Source organism: Promicromonospora sp. NPDC057138 (assembly GCF_042670845.1).
Lineage (GTDB): Bacteria > Actinomycetota > Actinomycetes > Actinomycetales > Cellulomonadaceae > Promicromonospora.
Genome location: NZ_JBHUUX010000001.1, coordinates 213,404 through 235,259, shown reverse-complemented (window position 1 = coordinate 235,259; position 21,856 = coordinate 213,404). Strand labels below are relative to the sequence as shown.

Annotated in this window: 18 protein-coding genes; 7 read left to right on the top strand and 11 right to left on the bottom strand. The window is 70.0% G+C overall.

Annotated elements, in window-relative coordinates; translation table 11 throughout:
• Positions 1-86 precede the first annotated feature (86 nt).
• The 5 genes from ACFT2C_RS01060 to ACFT2C_RS01040 all read right to left on the bottom strand — a co-directional run bounded on the left by ACFT2C_RS01060 (position 87) and on the right by ACFT2C_RS01040 (position 4,965).
• Positions 87-1,346, bottom strand: a complete 1,260-nt coding sequence (locus ACFT2C_RS01060; protein WP_377205147.1) for an FAD-binding protein — start codon at positions 1,344-1,346, stop codon at positions 87-89.
• 62 nt (positions 1,347-1,408) lie between these two features.
• Positions 1,409-1,756, bottom strand: coding sequence for an STAS domain-containing protein (locus tag ACFT2C_RS01055; RefSeq protein ID WP_377205146.1), 348 nt, complete (start codon positions 1,754-1,756; stop codon positions 1,409-1,411).
• A 297-nt stretch (positions 1,757-2,053) separates the two neighbouring features.
• A complete protein-coding gene (locus tag ACFT2C_RS01050) occupies positions 2,054-2,521 on the bottom strand; it encodes an aminoacyl-tRNA deacylase (RefSeq protein ID WP_377205145.1) in 468 nt (155 codons plus the stop codon).
• Positions 2,522-2,607: 86 nt separating this feature from the next.
• Positions 2,608-2,835, bottom strand: a complete 228-nt coding sequence (locus tag ACFT2C_RS01045; protein ID WP_377205264.1) for a DUF2087 domain-containing protein — start codon at positions 2,833-2,835, stop codon at positions 2,608-2,610.
• Between the two features lie 102 nt (positions 2,836-2,937).
• Complete coding sequence (locus ACFT2C_RS01040) at positions 2,938-4,965, bottom strand: D-alanyl-D-alanine carboxypeptidase family protein (protein ID WP_377205144.1); 2,028 nt, start codon at positions 4,963-4,965, stop codon at positions 2,938-2,940.
• Between the two features lie 317 nt (positions 4,966-5,282).
• On the opposite strand from ACFT2C_RS01040, the gene ACFT2C_RS01035 reads away from it, so the two are divergent.
• Positions 5,283-5,555, top strand: coding sequence for a hypothetical protein (locus ACFT2C_RS01035; RefSeq protein WP_377205143.1), 273 nt, complete (start codon positions 5,283-5,285; stop codon positions 5,553-5,555).
• Between the two features lie 184 nt (positions 5,556-5,739).
• Positions 5,740-6,273: a hypothetical protein gene (locus ACFT2C_RS01030; RefSeq protein WP_377205142.1), complete on the top strand. Its 534-nt coding sequence runs from the start codon at positions 5,740-5,742 to the stop codon at positions 6,271-6,273.
• Between the two features lie 131 nt (positions 6,274-6,404).
• On the opposite strand, the gene ACFT2C_RS01025 is transcribed toward ACFT2C_RS01030, so the two are convergent.
• A complete protein-coding gene (locus ACFT2C_RS01025) occupies positions 6,405-6,947 on the bottom strand; it encodes a hypothetical protein (RefSeq protein WP_377205141.1) in 543 nt (180 codons plus the stop codon).
• 286 nt (positions 6,948-7,233) lie between these two features.
• Here ACFT2C_RS01025 and ACFT2C_RS01020 point away from each other — a divergent pair, with 286 nt between their 5' ends.
• Both ACFT2C_RS01020 and ACFT2C_RS01015 read left to right on the top strand, forming a co-directional pair.
• Complete coding sequence (locus ACFT2C_RS01020) at positions 7,234-8,883, top strand: glycoside hydrolase family 76 protein (protein WP_377205140.1); 1,650 nt, start codon at positions 7,234-7,236, stop codon at positions 8,881-8,883.
• Positions 8,884-9,006: 123 nt separating this feature from the next.
• Positions 9,007-13,743 (top strand): DUF3418 domain-containing protein, encoded by a 4,737-nt coding sequence (locus tag ACFT2C_RS01015; protein ID WP_377205139.1) that lies wholly within the window; start codon positions 9,007-9,009, stop codon positions 13,741-13,743.
• A gap of 53 nt (positions 13,744-13,796) precedes the next feature.
• Here the strand turns inward: ACFT2C_RS01015 and ACFT2C_RS01010 are convergent, their stop codons facing one another.
• On the bottom strand, positions 13,797-15,731 hold the full coding sequence (locus ACFT2C_RS01010) for a hypothetical protein (protein WP_377205138.1): 1,935 nt from the start codon (positions 15,729-15,731) through the stop codon (positions 13,797-13,799).
• A 671-nt stretch (positions 15,732-16,402) separates the two neighbouring features.
• On the opposite strand from ACFT2C_RS01010, the gene ACFT2C_RS01005 reads away from it, so the two are divergent.
• The 3 genes from ACFT2C_RS01005 to ACFT2C_RS00995 all read left to right on the top strand — a co-directional run bounded on the left by ACFT2C_RS01005 (position 16,403) and on the right by ACFT2C_RS00995 (position 18,473).
• Positions 16,403-16,600, top strand: coding sequence for a PspC domain-containing protein (locus ACFT2C_RS01005; RefSeq protein ID WP_377205137.1), 198 nt, complete (start codon positions 16,403-16,405; stop codon positions 16,598-16,600).
• Positions 16,601-16,690: 90 nt separating this feature from the next.
• Positions 16,691-16,879 (top strand): PspC domain-containing protein, encoded by a 189-nt coding sequence (locus ACFT2C_RS01000; protein ID WP_377205136.1) that lies wholly within the window; start codon positions 16,691-16,693, stop codon positions 16,877-16,879.
• A 154-nt stretch (positions 16,880-17,033) separates the two neighbouring features.
• A complete protein-coding gene (locus ACFT2C_RS00995) occupies positions 17,034-18,473 on the top strand; it encodes an alpha-amylase family protein (protein WP_377205135.1) in 1,440 nt (479 codons plus the stop codon).
• 383 nt (positions 18,474-18,856) lie between these two features.
• Here ACFT2C_RS00995 and ACFT2C_RS00990 read toward each other — a convergent pair whose 3' ends face one another.
• The 4 genes from ACFT2C_RS00990 to ACFT2C_RS00975 all read right to left on the bottom strand — a co-directional run bounded on the left by ACFT2C_RS00990 (position 18,857) and on the right by ACFT2C_RS00975 (position 21,855).
• Positions 18,857-19,306 carry a hypothetical protein gene (locus tag ACFT2C_RS00990; protein WP_377205134.1) on the bottom strand — a complete coding sequence of 150 codons (450 nt, stop codon included), beginning with the start codon at positions 19,304-19,306 and terminating at the stop codon, positions 18,857-18,859.
• Positions 19,303-19,686: a hypothetical protein gene (locus ACFT2C_RS00985; RefSeq protein ID WP_377205133.1), complete on the bottom strand. Its 384-nt coding sequence runs from the start codon at positions 19,684-19,686 to the stop codon at positions 19,303-19,305. Before ACFT2C_RS00985 ends, ACFT2C_RS00990 begins: the two co-directional genes overlap by 4 nt.
• 130 nt (positions 19,687-19,816) lie before the next feature.
• Positions 19,817-20,212, bottom strand: a complete 396-nt coding sequence (locus ACFT2C_RS00980) for a hypothetical protein (protein ID WP_377205132.1) — start codon at positions 20,210-20,212, stop codon at positions 19,817-19,819.
• Complete coding sequence (locus tag ACFT2C_RS00975) at positions 20,209-21,855, bottom strand: polymorphic toxin-type HINT domain-containing protein (protein ID WP_377205131.1); 1,647 nt, start codon at positions 21,853-21,855, stop codon at positions 20,209-20,211. Before ACFT2C_RS00975 ends, ACFT2C_RS00980 begins: the two co-directional genes overlap by 4 nt.
• Position 21,856 lies beyond the last annotated feature (1 nt).

Here is a 21,856-nt window from a genome sequence, read left to right as displayed (position 1 = left end):
TACCTCGATCTTGCGAGATAAACCCCGCGAGCGCGAAATCATGCGCCTCCGGCGAGGCTCACCCCGGCAGGGGCATTCCGCCGTGCTCACCGGACGAGCAGCGCCTCGACGTAGCCCCCGCGGAACTTGCCCGTCGGGTCGAGCCGCGCGGCCAGCCCGGCGAAGTCGTCGAACCGCGGGTACAGGCCCGGCAGGTCCGCCACCGGGACCGTGAACAGCTTGCCCCAGTGCGGCCGCGCGCCGAGCGGCAGGAGCGCCGCCTCCAGCTCCGGCAGCACGGCCCGGACGGCCGGCCAGTCCTGCTGCCACGTGAAGTGGAACGCGAGGCTGTCCTCCGGCGCGGTGCTCAGCCACTGGTCGTCGCCGGCGACCGTGCGGATCTCCGACGTCAGCAGCAGCGGCCCGATCCGGTCCCCGAGGGCCCGCAGGGCGCGGACGGCGTCGGGCCCCGCGGTGCGCGGCAGGAGGTATTCCGACTGCAGCTCCTCGCCGAGGGACGGCGTGAAGTCCAGCCGGAAGTGCGGCAGCCGCTCGAACCACGGCCCGGGCACCCCGCCCTGCTCGGTGCACGCGACGGCGGCGACGTCGGGCAGCGGGTGCATCGGCCGGGTCGCCGGGGCGGCGCCCAGCTCGACGGGGAGCGCGGGCGCTGCGCCGTCCGAGCCTGCCGGCACCCGGGACTTGCACCAGACCAGGCGCACGTCGGGCTCGTACCAGCTCGTGAAGACGCTGACGGAGTACGCGCTGCCCATGACAGCGGAGAGGTTCTCGAACAGCGCCTCCCACGACAGCCCGGTGAAGACGTCCTGGCGCACGTCGAACGTCGGCACGGTCGCCAGCTCCACGCGCGTCACGACGCCGAGGGCCCCGAGCGCGACGACCGAGCCCGGAAAGTCGGCGTCGCCGCGGCGCAGGGTCAGCACCTCGCCGGAGGCGGTCATGAGCTCCACCCCGACGACGTCGCCCGCCAGCGAGCGCGTGCCGTCACCCGAGCCGTGCGTCCCCGTGGCGACGGCGCCCGCCACCGAGATGTGCGGCAGAGACGCCATGGCGGGCAGCGCCCGGCCCCGGGCGTGCAGCTCCGGTGCTACCTCGCCGTAGCGCAGGCCCGCGCGGACCGACGCCACGCCCGTGCCGGGGTCGACCTCGAGGGGCGGGCGGCCGTCGTCCAGCAGGTCGAGCTGGACGTGCACGCCGGTGGTGTCCGCGACGTCGCAGAACGAGTGGCGCGATCCGAGGGCCCGGACGCGGGGCTCACCGGCGACGATGCCGGCGAGCTCCGCGAGGGTCCGAGGGCGCTCGATGCGCGCGGAGGAGTAGGTGAGATTCGCTGCCCAGTTCTTCACCGGACAAGAGTGCCACTCTCCCGAATGATCGAACGGAGCCGACCAGGTTGTTCGATCTACGGCTAGGCGCTGGCCGCCGCGTTGCGGACCACGGGGATCCGCTGGCTGATACCGACCATGTCCAGGACCTCCATCACCACGGCGGACGGCTCACGGAGCAGCACGGGCGAACCCGTCTCCTCGCCGAGCACGAACACCTGGAGGATGAAGGCCACCCCGGAGGAGTCGATGAACGTGACATCCCGGGCGTCGACGATGACGGGGTCGGGATCGGGTCGTGCGGCGAGCGTGGCCATCGCCTCGCTCGCGTTCTCGCGCAGCAGCGCGTCGATGTCACCCCAGAGGGTCAGCACCGTGCCCTCGTAGGTGCTCCGGCAGGCGATACCAGATCCCGGACGTCCGGGAGCCATGTCCTGCGCTGAATCTGACGGGAGAGGGTCCATGGGGTCATTCGCTCCGTCCTGCATTGGTCGGGCCTCGACTTCGTTAGACACTGACTTCCACACACTTGCTTGGACGCTGACTTGGACGCTTCTTGGTGCTCTCTGACCACTCCTTGGCCGGGAGGGGCAAGAATTGCCTACGGCGAGTGTTCACCCGGCACAGTGCTTCCGTCCACCCCCCAGGCGTTACGGTCACGTTGCACGAAGGAGAACTGCCGGCCTCCGCACCCTCGCGGACTGCTCGACACCCTTCCAGGACCGGGCTCACAGAGGGTCGGTCACGTCCGCTACCGTGGCATCGAGCGCCGTCGTGAGGTGGACGGCATCGACCGTGGCACCCACTCCGTGAGCGCCACCGCCGATCGACACGGGCCCTGGCTCACCGAGCCGGGAGTCCGCGACGACGGGCCACCTGTGGAACGACCCGAACGGAGTGATGGTTCCCCTCTCGTAGCCGGTGACCTCGAAAGCCACCTCCTTGCTCGGCATCGACAGCCGCGAGACGCCGAGCAGCGCACGCAGCTTGGGCCAGGAGATCTGCCGGTCGCCAGGGACCAGCACGAACAGGAAGTCGTCGTCGGCCCGGCGCACGACGATCGTCTTGATCAGCTTGTTTGGTTCGACGCCGCGCGCGGCCGCCGCCTCGGCGAGGCTGGCGACCTGGCCGTGCCGCGTCATCTCGAACGGGATGCCGGTCGCCTCGAGTGCCGCGACCGCGCGTTCTTCGCTCATGGCATTTCCTATCCTGAAAACGCGAGTCTTCGTTGTCTCGCAATCTGGTCAAAGAACTCTATGTCGCACGGGCACGTGGTCGCCGCTCAGCCGTCGTACTCGGTGCGTTCGGTGCGCCAGTACTCGGCGCCGTCCCGCGTGCGCTTCACGAGCCCGTGGTCCACCATCGCACGCCGGACGCCGACCGGGTCGTGGGCCAGCTCCCGCAGCCGCTCCGTCAGCTCGCGCTCGGTGACGGGCTCGAGCAGCGTCGGCAGCGCCTGCACCGCCATGTAGCGCGTCACCGCCACCCTGTCCCGCCACCTGCGCGGCATCGACTCCAGGCGCCCGGACCGCAGGAAGCGCCGGGGATCTCCGGCAGACCCTTCGTCCGGTCCCGCTGCCTGCCCCTTCGGTGCCTGTTCCGCTGTCATCCGTCAGCTCAGCCCTCGCGGGCGGGGACGACGGCTGGCGGTGACGACGCTCGTCGACGTGGGGAGGACCGCGAGCAGGCCGGACGACGACGCGTCGGCCTCACCCTCCGGGACCTCGTCCGGGACGGTGCAGGGATCCTCTTCCGACCCGCTGGCGGTGCCGTCGTCCGTGGCGGTGCTGCCAGCCGTGGCGTCGTCAGTGGCGTCAGGGCTCGGTGCGGGCGACTGGTCCGTCTCGGGTTCCGTCACCGGGCACTCGTCGGACGGCTCCTCCGAGGGGTCCGGCGCCGGGCTCGGCTCCTCCGACGGCTCCTCACTCGGCTCCTCGCTCGGCTCGTCCGACGGTTGCTCTGACGGATCCCCGCTCGGCTCCTCCGAGGGCTCGTCCGACGGGTCCTCGCTGGGCTCGTCCGACGGGTCCCCGCTGGGCTCGTCTGACGGGTCCCCGCTGGGCGGCGGGTTACTCGGCGTCCCGCCTGTCGGCGGCGTCGGCCGCGACGGCTCGTCCGTCGGATCGTCACCCGGGTCGCTCGGCTTCGGGGTCGGCTCCGGCGGCTTCTGCGACGGCGGGTTGTCGCCCGGGTCGTCCGACGGCTTCGTGCCCGGCTTGCGCACACTGCCCGAGGACTCGTCCCTGGGCTTGGGGTCGAGCGCCGGCTTGTAGCGCGGGGGCTCGGAGTCGGACGGCGACCAGGTGCCGACGTCGGACGGGTCGATGGCGCGGTTCGGGATGGAACCGGCGGCGAAGAACTCGAAGTGCCACGGCTCCGGCTTCGCGCCGCCGAGGCGGGCCCACGACGGGTTGTCCCAGCCGTAGTCCGGGCCGTGGACCCGCAGCCAGACGTACTGCGGGGAGCTGCCGCCCGCGATCGGGTTGCCGAGGTCCACGGCGATCCCCCAGCCGTGGTTCGAGGTGCCGGGGGTCGCGGCGAGGAGCGGCTTGACGCCGGCCAGGACGACCTGGGCCGCGTAGGACCGGTAGGAGTCGGTGATCGGGATCGGGTAGCCGAACTCCGCCTCGAACTCGGCGCTGAGCGCCGTCAGCCGTTCGGCGGCGTCGCAGCGCAGCATGTGCCCGGGGGCGAACGACAGCGGGCACAGCACGTCGGCGGGGATGCGGCCGTTGGCGTATCCGGTGGTGGTGGCGCCGAACATGCTCACGACGTCCAGCAGGTTCTCGCGCAGCGAGACGCCGCTCCTGCCCGTGCCCTGCTCGACGCCGTTCACCTCCACCAGCGCGTTGGGCACCGACGGGTCCAGCAGGTTCGCCAGCCGCACGGCCGCGATCACCACCTGGTCGTAGGTGACATAACCCGCCTGCGGGTCCTCGTCGTGCGAGTCGATCACCGGGGTGCGCTCGTTCGACACCTCGACCGCGGGCGGAGTGTCCTCCTCGGGCTGCGGCCGGTCGACGTCGTCCTTGTCGTCGGCGCTGTCGCCGGCCGGGGCGTCGTCGGCATCCTTGGCGCCGCCGTTCCTGTCGGCACCGTCCTTCGTGTCGGCACCCGTCGCGGCGCCGTCGCGCCCCCCGGAACCGGCGTCCTTCTCCGGGCCCGACGCCGGGGCGTCACCGTCCTCCTCGGAACCGGAACCGGAACCGGAGGCGGCCGGGGCGTCGTCGGGACGAAGGCCCTCGTTGTTCTCGCCGAACGCGAGCTGCTGCATCTGGTACGTGGTGTAGAGCATCCCGAGCTCGGCCGCGGCCTGCGCGATCGTGGGGCTGAAGTTCGGCCCTTCCTCCCGCGCCCGCTGCTCCGCGCGTTCGAGGACCGCCACGATCTGGACCAGCGTGACGCCGTCGGGGGCGGTGTCGGTCTCGCCGACGCTGACGCTCTCGATCAGCCCGTTGAGCCGCATCGGGAGGTCGCCGTCGTTCCCGGGCGTGCGTGCGGCGGGGACGCTCGCCGTGGCCATGAACAGCACGCCCACGGCGATCACCACCGCGACTGCCCCGGTCCCGGCGGTGCGGAGGAAGCTTCGCAGGCCAGTGCGAGGGGAGTGCGGAACGAGCTTCTCCGCCTTGTCGTTCATGTGTCGCCCCCTCGGTTCGGTGCGCGGCTTTCCGGTGCGCAGGACGTGCCGGTCGGATGTTCCTTCAGGACTATCACGTTCAGGTGAGGACGAGTGGACGAGAATTATCGGCGCCCGGGTGAACCGCTCTCCCCGGGGAAGACGCGAGACTCCGGAGCCGGTGACGCTCCAGTTGCCAAGAGTAACGATTCGGGCGTACTACGCAATGAGGTCTTCCAGGCACATCTCAGGATGCTTCACACTGACCCGGGTCCGTACGGGCGCAGACGCGCCCGCAGTCGAACGGCCGGAACAGTGGCCGTGAAAGGAAGTCCCTCATGACCGAGACCCCCACCGCACCCGCCGTCGAGGGAGCGGTCCAGGACCCGCAGGCCAACACCCTGGCCATCGTGGGCCTCGTGCTCGCGTTCGTCGTCCCCCCGATCGGGATCATCGTCTCGGCGATCGCCGCCTCGAAGGCCGGCAAGGCGGGTCTGGACAGCAAGCTCACGAAGTGGGGCCTGTCCCTCTCGATCATCTTCACCGTGCTCTACCTGGTGCTGGTCGGGCTCGGCGTCTGGGCGGCGCTCTCGGTGCCGACCACCATGTGACCTGAGCCAGGACGGGGCGCGCGCAGCGCGCCGCGGCATGACCAGCAGCGCAGAGGCTGTCGCTCCCCGGGGCGGCGGCCTCTGCCGCTTCATTCGGCGATACCGGTCTATCCAAGACCATTCGGATACTCCACAATATGGCCTGACATTTCCCACAACCTGCAAACAGGGGAGCACTACCACCATGACCACGCCCGACACCACGACTCCCGAGGCCACGACCGACGAGAACGCGGCCGTGACCGCCACCGCGGTCGCCGAGGCCGAGCCCGCCGCACCGGAGGCGACGTCCGAGGCGCCGGCAGAGACCGAGGCCCCCGAGGCCCCGAGCACCCCCGAGGCCCCCGCCGCTGAGACGCCGGCCGCGCCGGAGCCCGCAGCGGCCGTCGAGACTCCGGCGGTGACCGCGCAGGCAGCCCCCGCCGCCGAGGTCGTGACCGAGACCGCCGTCGTCGCCGCCGCGGTCACCGAGACCGCCGCCGCTCCGGCCGCCGAGGAGGAGGACCCGCAGACCACCGTCTTCAGCCTCCTCACCTTCTTCCTCGCCGCCCTGCCGGTCATCGGCGTCGTCCTGAACGCGATCGCCGTCGCCCGCGCCGGCAAGGAGGGCTTCGACCTGTGGCTCGCCCGCTGGGGCCTCGCGCTCGCCATCATCGAGACCGTCGGCGCGCTCGCCCTGGTCGGCCTCGGCTACTACCTGGGCACGCTGACGGCCTGACGCCCCACCTGTCAGAAAACCCCAGACGTGTCAGACCCTCAGGCCACTCCGGTGACCTGAGGGTCTGACACTTCCCGGTTCCGCGGAGGCAGCACCTCCTGGACACCTGCTCGTACTGACCCCGCGCCCTGTCAGGCGCTCAGGTCGCTCGGGCGGTCTGAGCGCCTGACCTGGACGTACGCCAGGGTCGCGTAGAGCGCCGCCTCCGCGTCGCGGACCTCCTCGTAGGCGTCCAGGCAGGCGGCGTAGCCCGCGCAGGCGACGTCGACCACGGCGACCGCGGCCCTGGACGCGGCCTCCGCCCGGTGCGGGTCGACGTCGCCGGCGACCGGGAGCCCAGCCGCGCACTGCTGGGCGGCACGGAGCTGCGTCACCCCGGAGGCGTGCCGGCCCTGCCCCGCCGCGAGGGCTGCCGCGTAGGTGTCGAGAGCATCGGCCACGGCGCCGAAGCCCGGCGTACCGGTCCGCACCGTCCGCGCACCAGCGCGGAGCGCCACGGGATCGCCGTCGGGCCGGATGGTGACGGCCTCGTCCCAGTCCGACGCCGCGCCGCGCAGGTCGTCGATCAGGCCCTCGACGTGTTCCGGCGCGCCACTGTGCTCCAGCGCCTGGCGCATGCGGCTCAGGCCGTTGATCCGGCTCTCGCAGAGAGCGATGAGCGCGCGGAACGTCATGCCGAGAGCCTACGGACGCGCCGCCGTTCGCAACATGGGTAGCCATCCCCATGTCGCTCCGTCGGCAGTTCGACCCCTGCACGCGGCACGCGACACGCCGAGGGATCCGCGCCGTGCGCAGGGGTCGAGCTGTGGGCCTGCCCAGCGAGCCCCTTGACGCGCCGCCGCTTCCGGGTGAACTCTTCCGGGTGAATCTGTTCGGGCCGCGGCTCAGGTCGGGCCGCGTTCCCGCTCCATCGCTCCACCACTCCAACGACGGAAGCCAGGACGAGCACAGGGAGTTCCGATGACATCGCTGTCAGCACCCTCCGACCACCCTCGCCGACGCACCGGCACGCGCGCCGAGTCCCGCGTCCGGCCACGGCTCCGGCCCGGTTCGCGAGGCAGGACCCGCGCCGTCGGCACGGCGGCGGCCATCGCCGTCGCCTGCCTGCTGGCAGCGTCCCTCTCCCCGGTCTCGCGGGCCGACGCCGCTCCGGGCGAGCCAGCGAGCCGGACCGCCGCCACCTCCCTGACCGCTGCTGCGCCACGATCGGCCGCTACGCCCGATGCTGCGCCCGCCTCGCTGTCCGCCGAGATCTGCGACATCTACTGCGACGCCCGGGACCCGGGCACCGCCGCCGGCGACCGCGTGCCGGTGAGCGCCTCGATCTACGGCCGCACGATCCGGCTGCACGTCTCCGACCCCGACGTCATGGGCTGGGGCTCGATCGACGGCGGCCAGGCCGACGACGAGATCTGGCTCGACCGGTCGTTCGACGGCGGCCGGACGTGGGCGTCGGGCAGCAGGCTCGGCGTCACGAGGATCCCGGCGGGCTCCACCGGCTGGCGCACCCAGATGTACAACGTGGACGACTGGAACACCGCTGGCGTCGGCGCCCTGCGGGCTTGCGGCAAGGCCGGCGACCGGCCCGAGATCGCCTGCACCAGCTGGGCCCGCAACGACCGCAACGCCGGTAGCCGCTCGACGGCGGCCGCCACCGCCCTGATGATGCTGTGGGACCGCAACACCGGCCTGTTCGAGACCAACGGCTGGTGGACGGGCGCGAACGCGCTGACCGCCGTCATCGACAACGCCCGGATCAGCGGGATGGGCAGCTACCGGTACGCGATCGCGCAGACCTACGACAAGAACGTCGACGCGCGCCAGGGCCAGTTCCGGAACGAGTACCTGGACGACACCGGCTGGTGGGGCCTCGCCTGGATCGCCGCCTACGACCTGACCGGCGACAGCCGGTACCTGAACACGGCGCGGGCCGACGCCGACCACATGCGCGCCTACTGGACCGACAAGTGCGGCGGCGGCGTGCAGTGGAACACGGACATCGCCTACAAGAACGCCATCACCAACGAGCTGTACATCCAGCTCAACGCGGCGCTGCACAACCGCATCGCCGGCGACACCACGTACCTCCAGCGCGCCCAGCAGGGCTGGGACTGGTTCCGGGCCAGCGGCATGATCAACTCGGGCAACCTGATCAACGACGGGCTCAACGACTCGTGCGTCAACAACGGTGAGCCCACGTGGACCTACAACCAGGGCGTCATCCTTGGCGCCCTGACCGAGCTGCACCGGGCCACGGGGGACGCGACGCTGCTCACCACCGCCCGGAACCTGGCGAACGCCTCGACCAGCTCCACCTACCTCAACCCCGGCGGGGTGCTGCGGGAGGTGAACGAGGGCGACGACTGCAACAGCGACGGCGCCTCCTTCAAGGGCGCCTACGTCCGCGGCCTGGGCAAGCTCAACTCCACGCTGGGCGACCGCCCGTACAGCGGCTACCTCGACCGGCAGGCCGACACCGCGTACGGCAACGACCGTGACTCGCTCGACATGTACGGCCCGCACTGGAACGGCCCGCGGGTTCCCGTGACCGCGGGGCACGGCTGCCAGCACGGCGCGCTGGACCTGCTCAACGCGGCACAGGCCAGCTGACTCCCCGCCGTGTCAGACCCACAGGTCACTCGGATGACCTGTGGGTCTGACACGGCATGGCAAAACACCTTGCCGGTCCTGGGAGAATGGGGGGTTGTGAGTACCGAGCCTTCTTCCACCCCAGTGTCCGACGGCGATCGCGGCCGCCCGGGCGGAGGCCGGAACCGCCGTCGCGGGTCGGGCAGGCAGCCGGACCGGCAGAACCGCCGGCCCCGGCGCAACGGGCCGCAGCGCGTGTCGACGGCGCAGCTCGAGGCGGCGGCCGCCAAGCGCGCCGCGGTCGAGGTGCCGCCCATCACCTACCCGGCGCAGCTGCCCGTCTCCGCACGCCGCGCGGACATCTCGGCGGCGATCCGCGACCACCAGGTGGTGATCGTGGCCGGCGAGACCGGCTCGGGCAAGACCACCCAGATCCCGAAGATCGCGCTCGAGCTGGGCCGCGGGCGGCAGGGCCAGATCGGGCATACCCAGCCCCGGCGGCTGGCCGCGCGCACGGTCGCCGAGCGCATCGCCGAGGAGCTCGACACGCAGCTCGGCGGCGTGGTGGGCTACCAGGTCCGGTTCACCGACCAGTCCAGCGACCAGACGCTGGTCAAGGTGATGACCGACGGCATCCTGCTCGCCCAGATCCAGCGCGACCCGCAGCTGCTCGCCTACGACACGATCATCATCGACGAGGCGCACGAGCGGTCCCTCAACATCGACTTCCTGCTCGGCTACCTGTCGCGGCTCCTCCCCCAGCGGCCCGACCTCAAGCTGATCATCACGTCGGCGACCATCGACTCGGAGCGGTTCGCCGCGCACTTCTCCCCCGCGGCCCTGGCCGAGCGGGGCGGAGCGCCCGCGTACGTCAGCGACGTCCTCCCGAGCCTGGCCCCGATCGTCGAGGTCACGGGCCGGACGTACCCGGTGGAGATCCGGTACCGCCCGCTGTCGCCGGACGACGACCCGTCGCGGGTCGAGCCCTCCTCGCGGGTCGAGCCCTCCTCGCCTGTCGAGCCTGTCGAGACCACCACTGGGTCTCGACAGGCTCGACCAACGGGGACCAAGAAGGGCAGGGCGCGGGGCAGCGAGGAGAAGGACCTCGTCACCGGCATCATCGAGGCGTGCGACGAGCTGATGCGCGAGGGCACCGGCGACATCCTCGTGTTCCTCTCGGGCGAGCGCGAGATCCACGACACCGCCGACGGGCTCGCCGGCCACCTCAAGGAACGCGCCCGCGACCCGAAGCACCCCCAGCACGTCGAGATCCTGCCGCTGTACGCGCGGCTGTCGAGCGCCGAGCAGCACCGGGTCTTCCAGCAGCACGGCTCCCGGCGCATCGTGCTCGCTACGAACGTCGCCGAGACGTCGCTGACCGTCCCCGGCATCCACTACGTCGTCGACCCGGGGACGGCACGCATCAGCCGCTACTCCAAGCAGACCAAGGTGCAGCGGCTGCCGATCGAGCCGGTGTCGCAGGCGTCCGCCAACCAGCGCAGCGGCCGCTCCGGCCGTGTCGCGGACGGCATAGCGATCCGCCTCTACGCGGAGGAGGACTTCGACGGGCGCCCCGAGTTCACCGAGCCCGAGATCCTGCGCACGTCCCTGGCGTCGGTGCTGCTGCAGATGATTTCGGTGGGCGTGGTCAGCACGCCCGACGACGTCGCCCGCTTCCCCTTTGTCGAGCCCCCGGACACGCGCGCGATCCGCGACGGCGTCCAGCTCCTCACGGAGCTCGGCGCGCTGGAGGAGGTCTCGACAGGCTCGACCAGCGAGACGGTCACGCAGCTCACCGACGTCGGCCGCACGCTCGCCCAGCTCCCCATGGACCCCCGCCTGGCCCGCATGGTCATCGAGGGCTCGCGGCACGGCGTCGCCCGCGAGGTAGCGATCGTCGCGGCCGCGCTGTCGATCCAGGACCCCCGCGAGCGCCCGGCCGAGCAGCGGGCGCAGGCCGACCAGCTGCACGCCCGCTTCGCCGACCCGCGCTCCGACTTCCTCACGTACCTGAACCTCTGGGAGTACGTGCGGGAGCAGCAGCACCTGATGGGCAGCTCGGCCTTCCGGCGGCTGTGCAAGTCCGAGTACCTGAACTTCCTGCGGATCCGCGAGTGGCAGGACGTCGTGGCCCAGCTCCGCGAGATGTCGAAGCCCCTGGGCATCGAGATGTCGTTCCAGCCGCGCACCCGCGGGTCGAACGACTCCCGCGGGTCGAGCTTGTCGAGACCAGGCGAGGTCTCGACAAGCTCGACCAGCGATGGCTCGACCAGCGATGGCTCGACCACCGACAGCTCACCCGCGGAGGTCGAGGCGACGTCGTACCGCCAGACCTGGGACGACGACACGATTCACCGGTCGCTGCTCGCCGGGCTGTTGTCGCAGATCGGGATGCAGGACACAGGCGAGGTCAAAGCATCCGCCGTCGCGCACCTGCGTGGGGCGCAGCGCGAGATCGCGCTGAAGCGGGCGAAGAAGCAGGCGCGGAACGAGTACGTGGGTGCCCGGGGGGCGCGTTTCGCGATCTTCCCCGGGTCGCCGCTGTCGAAGAAGCCGCCCGTATGGATCATGGCGGGCGAGCTCGTCGAGACCAGCCGCCTGTGGGCGCGCGACGTCGCCCGCATCCAGCCGGAGTGGGCCGAGGACCTCGCCGGCCCGCTCGCGAAGCGCACCTACTCGGAGCCGCACTGGTCGTCCAAGCAGGGCGCGGCGATGTGCACCGAGAAGGTGCTGCTGTACGGGGTACCGATCGTGTCCGACCGGCGCGTGCTGTACGCGAAGGTCGACCCCGAGGCGGCGCGCGAGATGTTCGTGCGGCACGCGCTCGTGGAGGGCGAGTGGACCACGCACCACCGGTTCTTCCACGACAACCGCGCGCTCCTGGAGGAGGCCGGCGAGCTCGAGGCCCGCTCCCGGCAGCGCGGCCTGGTCGCGGACGAGGACGACCTCTTCGCCTTCTACGACGAGCGCGTCCCCGACTCCGTGGTGTCCGCCGCGCACTTCGACCGCTGGTGGTCGCGCGCCCGCAAGGAGACGCCGGACCTGCTCACGTTCACGATGGAGCAGCTCGTCGGCGACGCGTCGGTCGACACCTCCGAGTTCCCCGAGAAGTGGCCCCAGGGCGAGCTCTCCCTGCCGCTCACCTACCAGTTCCAGCCCGGGTCCGACGCCGACGGCGTCACCGTGCACCTCCCCATCGCCGTGCTCTTGCGCGTCGTGCCGGACGGGTTCGACTGGATGGTGCCGGGGCTCCTCGAAGAGCTGACCATCGCGACCATCAAGTCGCTGCCCAAGGTGGTGCGGCGCGAGCTCGTGCCGGCGCCCGACGTCGCCCGCGAGATCGTCGCCTGGATCCGGGCCGAGTGCCCGGCCTGGGAGGACGTCGTCCGGGCCGGCGACATGGCGGAGCCCTACGTCGCCGTGTTCACGCGGGCCGTCCGCGCGCTCCGCGACGTCGTGGTGCCGCCCGAGGTCTGGGACGACGAGCGGGTCTCGCGCATGCCGGGGCATCTCCGGATGACGTTCCGGGTCGTCGAGGAGCGCGGGCGGGGGCGTGACGCGTCGTCGATCGTGCTGGACGAGTCGAAGGATCTGTTGCTGTTGCAGCGGAAGTTGGCGGGGCGCGCTGAAGCTGCTGTGCGTTCAGCGGTGAAGGGCGCGGTCGGTCGGGCTCTCGCAGAGGCTCGGGTTGCCTCGGCTGGGGCGGGCGCGGAAGGCGAAGACCCTCGCGCGGACGCGTTCACGGGCCCCAGGGGGCCCTCCACTTCGGGAAGGAATACGTCCGCGCGAGGGTCTTCGCCTTCCGCGCCCTCCGTAGGTCCGTCGCCTGAGGGGGTGGGCGGCAGCTCCAGTCGGGGGGTGGTTGGCGGGAGGGCTGGCGTTGGGGGTTCTGCTGGTGCCGACGGCGTCGTTGTCGGGGAACAGACTGGCCTGACGTCGTGGCCTGCCGGGCTGGGCGACGGCGGGGGGTTGCCGGCGTCGGTTTCTACTGATGTGGGGGCCGGGGTGGTGGTTCGGGGGTTCCCGGCGCTGGTGGAGGAGGTCGGGCCGAAGGTGAAGGGGCAGGCTCGGTCTGTTGGGGTCTCTCTTCGGATTCTGGCTGATGAGAACGCTCAGGCGTCCGCGCACGCTGCTGGGGTGCGGCGGTTGCTGGTGTCCGAGGCCGCGCTCGGTACGGGGCGGGTCACGTCGCGGTGGACGGGGACGCAGTCGCTGACGATGGCGGCGTCGCCGCATCCGAACACCGAGGCGCTGGTGGCCGATCTGCAGCTGGCGGCCGTTGTCTCGCTGACCTCTGGTGGTGACTCCGCGCGGTACGACACGCCCGCCGGCGGGCCGGACGCTGCGTCGATCCGTTCTGCTGGTGCCTACGCCGACGCGCTGGCGTTCGTCCGGCGGCATCTGGAGGACGAGGTGTACCGCGTCGTCGGGCACGTGGTGGCCGCACTGTCGGCGAGCCGGACGCTCGAGGCCGAGATCCGCGCGTCGGGCAGCCTGGCGCTGCTGAATACGTTGCAGGACCTCCGCGAGCACCGCGCGTCCCTGATCCACGACGGGTTCGTGTCGGCGACGCCGCCGCGGCGTCTGCCGCACCTGGCGCGCTACCTGCGCGCGGACTCACACCGCCTGACGAAGGCCACGGAGAACCCTGCGCGGGACTCCGACCTCGCCTGGCGGATCGGTGACGTGACCGCGGCGTACGAGAAGGCGCAGGCGACCTACGCCGCCGGCTCCCCCGACCCGGCGCGCGCCGCCGAGCTGGCCGACGTCCGCTGGATGCTCGAGGAGCTGCGCGTCTCACTGTTCGCGCAGCAGCTCGGCACGGACGGACCGGTCAGCGAGAAGCGGATCCGCAAGGTGCTGGTGCCGAACGGCTGGTGAGGCGGCCGATACGGCAGGGCGGGCCGGTGACGGCCCGCCCTGCCGTCGGGCACTCAGCGCTTGTACGCCGCTCGGCCGTAGCCGCTCATCAGCGGGCGCTCACCCTTCTTGACCAGCACCACCTGCACGGCCGTGTTGCGGTACGTGTACGACTCCGTGCCTGCGCCTGCACCGTTCCTCGCCCAGCCGAGCCAGCCGGTGCCCGCCACGTGGACGCGGTAGTAGATGTCGTACTGCTGCGCCATCTCGCCGGTGAGCCGCATCCGGTAGGCGGACGTGCGGTCGGTGCCGTCGTACGTGCCCGCGACCTTTGTGTCGCTCACGTAGGGTCGCCAGCCGTCGCCCTCGACCTTCGCCGACACCTGGACACCACCCGAGTACCGCACGCCGTCGACGTCGACGCGCACTGCGTTCAGCCGCTGCGAGGTGTCGGTCAGACCGGCCGTGGAGCCGCCGTGGACCAACGACTTCCAGCCCGTGGGCCGCAGGTACGCCTGCACGGTCACCTGGTTCTGGGTCGCCTTGTTGTAGAAGGGCGCGTTCCCCGTGCCCGACGCCGAAGGCCGCGTGCCCTTAGGTAGCACCCGCATCTGGACCGCCTCGATGCGGTAGCCGAATCCGGTGGTGCCCGCGCCCTCGCCGTTCTTCGCCCAGCCGAGCCACCCGTACTTCGGGACGTAGGCGCGGTACCAGACGTCGTAGAACGAGGCGTGCGGCCCGGCGGGCTTGACGCGGAAGGCTTCGAGGCGGCGGTTCTCGCCGACGCTGCCGACGTAGTAGGTGTGCGACTTTTCCTTCAGGCCCTCCCAGCCGCGGCCCTGGACGAAGCCCTCCATCTCGAACCAGAGAACCGAGGTTGTGTCGTTATCGGCATCGGTCGCCGGGGCCACACGGGTGATGTACGAGCTCGAGGCCGGAAAGGCGATCAACGCCTCCACGACGCGCCCACTGTCCGTCGTACCGGCTGTGTCCCCGTCCTTCGTGTCGCAGTAGCAGGCGCTGCTCTCCCAGCTTGAACCCACGCTGCTGAGCCCGTAGTCGACGTGCATCGCATCCCGTTCCCTGACCGTGAACGGCGTCGAGGTCACCGACCGGGGGTTCATGCGTGCCCCGTGTGCCGTCACCCGGACGGAGACCTGGCGCCCGACGTCGACCCACGAGCTCAGGTACTCCACGCTCGTCGCGCCCCTGATAGCGGCGCCGTCCCGGAGCCACTGGTACGTGTACGACAATGGAGTGGGCGAGAAGCCCGAGTATTCCACGCGGTAGCTGCTGTTGTAGCTCGGGTGACTCCGGTTGCCGCCCCACCACAACGAGACGACCTTCGCGGAGCCGCCCGAAAACGTGCATGATGCGGCGCAGATCCGCGCGGTCTCCGTGATGGTGCCTGCGCCGGGGTACTGAACGTATTCGACGCGGAGGTCGCGATAGCCGGTCCCGATCTGGCTCTGTGGCACCAGCACGTCCTTCACCCGGATGTCGAATGACACGCGGGCGAGTTCCGTGGTGCCGTCGAACAGTGTGACAGCGCCTCTGGGCACCGGCCACCCATTCCGCTTACGGAGGTCTTCCGTCAGGGTGAGCTTGAGCGGGATCATCCCGTCGTTGGGTAGCGCGTCCTCCGGCTCCATAACCGACACGACCGGCGGGGCCTTCAGGGCGGTGCCCGGTTCGGCAACGTTCATGGAGCGAGTCGCAGCCACTCCCATAAGTCCGGTCCCGTCTACCTCTACCACCCAGAGGTACTGCACCCCTGTCGAGGTCGGGACGAACGGGATCACGACATTCTCCGCCGCGGGCACGGTCGTCCACTCGGTGGGCTCCAAACCGACGGTGGCTGAATAGCCGTAGGAGAACGAGACCGTATCGGCGGTCGGCGCAGACTCGACTACGAACGCGCCAGGCACCCCGACACCACCGCGCGGAAGAATGCTGCTGGGATAGACCGCCTCCGCGCCGAGCACCGGGAGGATCGAAAGACTGGCCATCGGTGCCTGGTGGAGGAGGAACTGGCACGCGACCGCGGGCCCCGCCTCAGCTCGGTCCGCACTCTGGGCACGGATGGCGAGCGTGTTCGCCTCATTGTCAGTGAGCGAGTCCGCCCTGGCGACACTGCTCAGTGCACCGTCCACCACTGGCAAGACTTGCGTGCTGCGTAGCTCGCCTGCGGCGTTGAGAGTCTCGACCCTCGCCTGCGTAACAGTCGGGTCGTCGAATGTGGCACTGAAGCGCATCTGCACCGAGTCTTCCCGTTCCACGACGACTGTGATCGGGTCCGCGCCGCAGGCCTGGTCTTCGATCGCGATGCCCGACGGCGGCGGCAGTTCCGCAACATCAGCGACCGCCGGGGCCGCTGGCACCAGCGCCAAGGACGTCACGAGCGCGCCGCGTGCGAGCGCAGCGCCGGCGCGGATCACCCTGCTCCGGAGCCGTGCGGAAAGGGATGGAACTGCAACCACAGCGGCCTCCGGTCGTCGTACGAGCGGACCAAGATTAGGAGGCCCCGAATACGCCGGCGGACCATTCCGGCGAAGTTCACCCGGGTTCTTTCCTGGCCTTTCGGTGGTCACCTGTCCGGGACGTCCCGGGGGCAGGATCAGGGCCGGCCCGGGGGTTTACCGGATGGCTGCCGGTTGGCGATGGAAATACTGTCGAGTGCATGAGCACACAGACAATCTCCCGCCCTCGTCAGGGCCGCATGATCGGCGGCGTCTGCGCCGGCATCGCCCGCCGCTTCGGCTGGAACCCCACGACCGTGCGGGTGGTCGCCGTCGCCTCGATCCTCATCCCGGGACCGCAGGTCCTTGCCTACCTGATCTGCTGGGTCGTCATCCCGAACGAGCGCCAGGCGGCCTGACCGACCCTGGCATCTCCCAGGGCAGGATCAGGGGCCGGCCCGGGCATCACCGGATGCCGCGGGGTCAGGGACGCACGTACTGTCAATGACATGAGCACACAGACACTCTCTCGTCCGCGTCAGGGGCGCATGATCGCCGGCGTCTGTGCCGGAATCGCTCGCCGATTCGGTTGGGACCCCACGCTGGTCCGGGTCCTCACCGTCGCTTCGTTCCTCATCCCGGGTCCGCAGTTTCTCGCGTACATCGCATTCTGGGTCCTCATGCCCAACGAGGACTGAGTCCATATAGCTCCGACACGCCAGGGCCCCGGACTTTTTCACCCGGGCCCCTGGCGTGTCGTCGTACGGCTCTGCAACTCTTGCAGCAAGATCCGGAAACGGCCGCGCAATGCCGCACGCGCCTCAGCCCGGGACGACGCCGCAAGGAGCCGCCATGACGCGCCATCCGAACGTGCCCCGACGCCTGCTCACCACCCTGACGACGTTCGCCACCGCCCTCGCCCTGGGCCTGGTCGCGACCACAGCCACCCCTACCGCCGAACCGGCCCGGGCCGCGACCCCGGCGCACGGCGACGGGGACGTCATCCTGAACATGTTCCAGTGGACCTGGGACTCCGTGGCCGCCGAGTGCTCCTCCGTGATCGGCCAGGCCGGGTTCGGCTACGTGCAGGTCTCCCCGCCGATGGAGCACATCCGCGGCTCCCAGTGGTGGACGTCGTACCAACCCGTGAGCTATCGGATCGAGTCCAAGCTGGGCACCCGCGCCGAGTTCGCGAACATGGTCGCCACCTGCGACGCCGCCGGGGTGGGCGTGATCGCCGACGCCGTCGTGAACCACATGGCGGGCGCCGGCCAGTCGGGGACCGGCGTCGCCGGGACCGCGTACTCGGAGGACAACTTCACCGGCACGTACGGCGCGCAGGACTTCAACGACTGCCGGACGAACATCGCGGACTACACCAACCGCTACGAGGTCCAGAACTGCCGCCTGGTCGCGCTCCAGGACCTGCGCACCGGCTCCGACTACGTGCGCGGCCGGCTCGCCGCCTACTTCGACGACCTGGTCTCCCTCGGCGTCGACGGGTTCCGGATCGACGCCGCGAAGCACATCCCGGCGTCGGACCTGGAGGCGATCAAGTCGCGGATGAGCAACCCGAACGTGTTCTGGGTGCACGAGGTGATCGGCGGCGCGGGCGAGCCGATCCAGCCGTCCGAGTACCTGGGCAGCGGCGACTCGCACGAGTTCAACTACGCGCGGCAGCTCAAGAGCGACTTCGACGGGCAGATCAAGAACCTGCGGTTCATCGGCGACGGCAAGCTGCAGTCGGACCGGGCGGGCGTGTTCGTCGACAACCACGACACCGAGCGCAACGGCGAGTCGATGAACTACAAATGGGGCGCCAAGTACGTGCTGGCCAACACGTTCCTGCTGTCGTGGCCGTACGGGTCGCCGACCGTGTACTCGGGCTACGAGTTCTCCAGCGCCGACGCCGGTGCGCCCGGCGCCACCGAGACCACGGTCCCCGACGCGACCTGCGGCGCCGGCCGCTGGACCTGCACCCAACGCTGGACGGAGGTCCGCGGCATGGTCGGCTTTCACAACGCCGTGTCCGGCACGGAGGTCACGAACTGGTGGGACGACGGCGGCAACCTCGTCGCGTACGGTCGCGGCAGCCGGGGGTACGTGGTGCTGAACAACACGTCGTCGGCCGTGCAGCGCTCGTTCCAGACGTCGCTCCCGGCGGGCACGTACTGCGACGTCGTCGCGGCCGCGGACTGCTCGGTGACCCGGACCGTCGGCAGCGACGGCTGGTTCACGGCGTCGATCCCGGCATACGGCGCGCTGGCGCTCCACGTCGGAGCCCGGGGCTGAGTGCACTTCCTCGGAGCGACTACACGTCCGCGGGGGTGGGTTGCTGCGAGTAGATCTTGTCTACTCGCAGCAACCCACCCCGCGGACCTGCGGTCACCCCGCCGGTCCCTGGAGCAGCGTTAGGTTGAGCCCGGTGTGCGCGGCCGGCCGTCCCTTGGACCCGCATGCGTTCACCACAGGCCGCCGCCCTTGCGCCGCTTGCTGCTCCCCCACAATCTCTTGGCCAGGTTCTTGCTACGACCCTTCGTCGTACTTCCCCACAGGCCGCGCTTCCAGCTCTTCGCGCGAGACTTTCTACCCCACAGACCAGCCATCAGCGACCCCCTCGCATACGGACAAGCCTCAAGGCTACGCACGCCTTCCAGCCACGTGAATCACACCGGTTATGCCTCGTTCCGTGCCACGAGAATCCAGTAGTCGGATTCCTCGGTGCTGACGGCGATGCTGGCCGAGCGGTCCAAGCTGGATGCGATGAACTCCGGCTCGCCGGGGTACATGCCCAGATCACGGATGGCGAGGCGTCCCGCGGTGCGGACGTGGAACCAGGGCAGCCCGAATGTCCCCTCGCCGCTGACAGTGAGCAGAAAGTCCCCGGTGCTGGAGATGACGCCCAGCTCAGCCGCCAGCGCATTCCACGCCTGTTCCAGGGTCGAGAGCGAGACCTCCTCCAGCGCATCCGAGATCCGCTCGAGAGGCGCGGTGCTCACGGAGGAGAACGCCTTCCACGCTGACTGAACGTCCTCGGGCGTGCCGAATTCGCCGAGCCGGGTAAGCCCGGCCCGATCAATCAGCTCAATCGGTTTGGGCGCGGAGCGAGGCAGGTCGTCACTCACAAGGACACCTGGGCCGCGTCAAGAGCGGCATCCGGCCACAGAACACCGTTCCCGTCCAGTACCCACGTCGTGCTCGACCGTGCCTCTGCGATCACCCGCACCCACTCCACGAACTTCTCCACAGAGCGGCACTCGGCCCAGCACGACGTGGCCGTGCTGAACTCGGGAACGCCAGCGACGTCGCCCTTGACCTCTTCGGGTTCCTCGCTCAGGTCGTACTCGAACTCCTTGCCCAGGTCCCCGTACACGGTGAACAGCGTTCCATCCAAACTGCTGACCTGCGCGACGCTGTCGCCGGACGATCCGCCGCGCGCCACGAGAAATCGTTCGATCTGCTGGAACAGATCGTCGTCCTCAGAGACGATGAAGGCGCCGTTCATCCTGATGCGCTCCCCAAATAACGAGGCGGCTGTTCGGCTCGGTCCACCAGGTCCACGCCTCGGCCATGGACCATGAACAGGTGCTCCGCCGAGGTCGAGACGACGGCGCGCGCTCGAGGAAACCTTCGCCTCAGGAGCTCGTGGGAGTCCGACCGTAATAGGGACGCAATACCCCTCCGAGCTTCCGCTGGATTCCTCGGAGCAGCTTGATGGTTTCCTCGTCGGTCATACCGGTCGTGGTGCGCCATTCAGTGCCCGAGCCCATGAGGTCGCTGGCGAACACGATCTCGGTCGCCAGGAGGATGCGTGCCCAATCGGCGCCCCCGATCGGCACATCGTTCTTGAGGTCATTCCTGTACGAGCGGCCCCGTTCCAGAAGCCCGTCAGCTCCAGTAAATCCCATACCGCGGGCAAGCTCGTCGCTGGCATGGGCCGGACCGCCCCACTCAAGCAATGCGCGAACGAGCAGCCCGATCTCGTTCTGCTCGAGCAGGCTGCGGGGTGCAACCGGTCCAGAATCTGTCACGTCAGCGTCTCCCAGTAATCATCGATGTCGTTGCTGCGGTTGAAGACCGTCCCGCCGTCGGCGTGCATCGGGTCGTGGACCACGACGGTCGACCCGTCGCTGCCCTGAAAGGCCCTGCGCAAGCGGCTCAGGTCCTTAGATCGTGCAGGATTCGTCATGACGTCCTCGACATGTCTCCCGAGGTCATCGGCCGACATCCCAGGAAACTCCGAGGCATGCTTGCTGTCCGCGTGACCGCGGGCGATGTCCATAGCATCCTCGATACGGTCCGAGTCCGTCAGTCCTCCGTGCGTGTGGTCGGCATTGTGCACCAGGACCGGGGTGTCGCCGGCAAAGACGTAGTAGTTGGAGCGGGTCTCGACGTGGAAGTTGTAGACCGTCTCCGCGTCCGCCTCGTCACGCTGCTCGGTCTCGATGGCCTCGACCGGGGTCGTGGTGCCCTCGGGGGTGACCAGCAGGTCGCCCACATTCAGGAACGCGGCATCCAGCCAGCCACGACCCTGGACCATGAACGGGTGCTCCGCCGTCGTGGACACGACCACGCCGTTGACGGTGAGGTGGAACAGCTCGGTGGTGCGCCGGACGAACGTCTCGACCACCAGCTGCAGCTCATCCCTGCCGGTCGCCAGGTCGTGCGCCCAGACCTTGTCGCCGATCCGGATGTCCTCGATCGGCCGCGGTCCGTCGGGGGTGTGGATCAGGGTGCCGGCGACGAAGCACTTGCCGAACCCGAACTTGCACCACCCCTTCTTCATGCCCTGCTTGAACGCGCCCTTGCCGATTCCCTTGGCCAGTCCGGTCGCAGCCTTGGCCGCACCACCCAAACCAATGAGCGACAACGCGGCGCCGGCGACCGCGATCCCGGCCTCCGCCCACGAGCGCTCGCCGGTCGCCGCCAGGGTGATGTTCGCTACCGCACTGACTATCGCCGCCACCGCCGCAATCACGATCAACACCCCGGCCAGGGCCGTACCCACCACGGGGATGAACGCGACCACGATCGCGAGGATGCCGGCGATGGTGGAGATCATGTCGGCGATGTCCGCGATCGCGGCGACAAGCTTGGAACCCCAGTTGTCCCACCAGCCATCGTTCAGATCATCCGAGGACGTGATCTCCTCGATGCGGTCGACCGCATGCTCGGCGGCACGGTCCCGGTCCGAGACAGCCGACTCGACCGTGCCCTTCGCGCTGGAGATCGTCCCGGCCGCCTCGTCGGCGTCCCCACCCGCCTGATCAGCCTTCTGCTGGTACTCCTGCTTCTCCGTCTCGTCCTTCGCCGAGTCGGCCAGCTCCTGCCACCGGTCCTTGGACCCCGACGCCGACTGCGCTGCGTCCTGCGCATCCCGCGCCCGCTCCAACGCCGCCAACGTCTCGCCCTGCACCCGCTCCAACGCCGACGCATACCCGATCAAGGCGTCACCCGCCGCGACGTACCGGGAGTGCGCCTTGCGGATCTCACCGATGGTGTCTTCCTTGGCCTCCATCAGGGAATCCACGGCCTGCGAGATCGTCCCGTCCACATCCAACCGGGACATCGCCGACGCCGCGTTGTCGATCGACCGGGCGACCTCCTGATACTCCTGCCCACCCGACAGCACCAGCACCGGATCACCCGGCGTCGGGTCGGAATCCAACCCCACG

Excerpts from the sequence above, each read along its gene's own strand:
- ACFT2C_RS01020 (WP_377205140.1), top strand. The coding sequence starts at position 7,234 with ATGACATCGCTGTCAGCACCCTCCGACCACCCTCGCCGACGCACCGGC.
- ACFT2C_RS01050 (WP_377205145.1), bottom strand. The coding sequence starts at position 2,521 with ATGAGCGAAGAACGCGCGGTCGCGGCACTCGAGGCGACCGGCATCCCG.
- ACFT2C_RS00995 (WP_377205135.1), top strand. The coding sequence starts at position 17,034 with ATGACGCGCCATCCGAACGTGCCCCGACGCCTGCTCACCACCCTGACG.
- ACFT2C_RS01025 (WP_377205141.1), bottom strand. The coding sequence starts at position 6,947 with ATGACGTTCCGCGCGCTCATCGCTCTCTGCGAGAGCCGGATCAACGGC.
- ACFT2C_RS01040 (WP_377205144.1), bottom strand. The coding sequence starts at position 4,965 with ATGAACGACAAGGCGGAGAAGCTCGTTCCGCACTCCCCTCGCACTGGC.
- ACFT2C_RS01000 (WP_377205136.1), top strand. The coding sequence starts at position 16,691 with ATGAGCACACAGACACTCTCTCGTCCGCGTCAGGGGCGCATGATCGCC.
- ACFT2C_RS01005 (WP_377205137.1), top strand. The coding sequence starts at position 16,403 with ATGAGCACACAGACAATCTCCCGCCCTCGTCAGGGCCGCATGATCGGC.
- ACFT2C_RS01035 (WP_377205143.1), top strand. The coding sequence starts at position 5,283 with ATGACCGAGACCCCCACCGCACCCGCCGTCGAGGGAGCGGTCCAGGAC.
- ACFT2C_RS01010 (WP_377205138.1), bottom strand. The coding sequence starts at position 15,731 with ATGGCCAGTCTTTCGATCCTCCCGGTGCTCGGCGCGGAGGCGGTCTAT.
- ACFT2C_RS01055 (WP_377205146.1), bottom strand. The coding sequence starts at position 1,756 with ATGGCTCCCGGACGTCCGGGATCTGGTATCGCCTGCCGGAGCACCTAC.
- ACFT2C_RS01045 (WP_377205264.1), bottom strand. The coding sequence starts at position 2,835 with ATGCCGCGCAGGTGGCGGGACAGGGTGGCGGTGACGCGCTACATGGCG.
- ACFT2C_RS01030 (WP_377205142.1), top strand. The coding sequence starts at position 5,740 with ATGACCACGCCCGACACCACGACTCCCGAGGCCACGACCGACGAGAAC.
- ACFT2C_RS00985 (WP_377205133.1), bottom strand. The coding sequence starts at position 19,686 with ATGAACGGCGCCTTCATCGTCTCTGAGGACGACGATCTGTTCCAGCAG.